The following is a 672-nucleotide window of genomic DNA, read 5'->3' on the forward strand; positions in this document are numbered from 1 at the left end:
ACGCTGAATATCGGACGGGACCGTCTGTTTAATCTGCTGGGTGAATACCGGCTCCTGGTACCCGTGAAACGGGCATATCACAAAACCACCAACAGCCATCATCGCTTTTACCGGCATCCTAATCTGCTGAAACCCGGCCCTGAACAGGTTACCGCCCTTGAGCCAGAGCAGGTCTGGGTCGCCGATATTACTTACCTTCCACTACGCAGCGGCACGGCCTATCTGAGTCTGGTCACCGATGCCTGCTCCAGAAAAATCGTGGGTTACCATGTCGGGGAAAACCTGCAGACAGAAAATGTGGTAAAGGCGTTCAGGCAGGCTCTGAGGCGGAGAAAAACGACAGGTCCGCTGGTACATCACTCTGACAGAGGACTGCAATACTGTTCGGTACTTTATCAGTCAGTTCATGAGCGAAACGGAATAACCTGTTCAATGACCGATGGTTACGACTGCTACCAGAATGCGCTGGCTGAGAGAATAAACGGGATACTGAAAAATGAGTTTTTACTCTCGCGTCCTGCAGACCTGGCGCAAGCGCGGGAAATAGTAAAAGAGTCCGTGGCAATTTATAACCATGAACGGCCACACCTGGCCCTGAAATACAAAACGCCCGATGATGTTCATCAGGCGTTTTACAGACAAAAAACTGTCAACCTATATCAGGACTAGTCA

At 50.4% G+C, this 672-nt stretch carries 1 pseudogene; it reads left to right on the top strand.

What is annotated here, in order from left to right:
* Positions 1 to 669 (top strand): annotated as a pseudogene (locus ACLJRH_RS26230) (IS3-like element ISSen1 family transposase); the annotation flags it as partial.
* Between the last annotated feature and the right edge of the window lie 3 nt (positions 670 to 672).

The organism is Salmonella sp. SAL04162, from assembly GCF_046551535.1.
Classification (GTDB): Bacteria; Pseudomonadota; Gammaproteobacteria; order Enterobacterales; family Enterobacteriaceae; genus Salmonella; species Salmonella enterica.